Annotated in this window: 1 protein-coding gene; it reads left to right on the forward strand. The window is 45.3% G+C overall.

From position 1 onward, the window contains the following. Positions 1 to 12: 12 nt before the first annotated feature. The coding region (locus tag H740_RS05405; protein ID WP_034957387.1) for a metallophosphoesterase at positions 13 to 677 on the forward strand (665 nt) is incomplete at its 3' end.

Below are 677 nucleotides of genomic sequence, written 5' to 3' on the forward strand. Positions count from 1 at the left end.
CAAGAACAAAAAATGATAAAGATAAAACACATAAACGAAGATGATTACGCGCGGATTTTCGTATTCGGCGATATGCACGGCTGCCTCGGGCTTTTTAATCTGATGATTAAAAAGATAAATTTGACCAAAAAGGATTTGGTTATTATTTTAGGCGATAGCTGCGACCGCGGCGAGGATACGATCGGACTATACAAAAGATACGCCGAGCTCGTTAGAAAAGGATACGCGCTGATCCACGTACTAGGAAATCACGAGAAAATGATGATGGACGGGTATTTTGGCGGCGACTCGCTAGATCATCAAATTTGGCTTAGAAACGGCGGCGATAAAACCAAAAGGTCGATCTACAAGCGAAATTTAAACAGCTTCGCGCTCTCGTGGCTAAAGGATTTTATCGGTGACATGCCCCACGTCGTGAGCTCGGAGCAAAGCATATTTGTCCACGCAGCCTTTGACGGCGACAAAAGCGAAGAGGAGCAAGACGAGGACTACGTACTGTGGAGCATAGAGCCATTTTGGGAGAGTAATAATACGGGCAAGAGGATATTTCACGGGCACGTCGCAAGCGAGGAAAATAGGATAACCAGACGCGCAAATAACGTCTTTTCGATGGACGTGGGTGCCGTGTTTTTTAAGCGCCTAGTTATCATGGAGATAAAAAGCGGCGAGAAATTTGA

The sequence above is a fragment of the Campylobacter showae CC57C genome (assembly GCF_000344295.2).
Lineage (GTDB): Bacteria > Campylobacterota > Campylobacteria > Campylobacterales > Campylobacteraceae > Campylobacter_A > Campylobacter_A showae_B.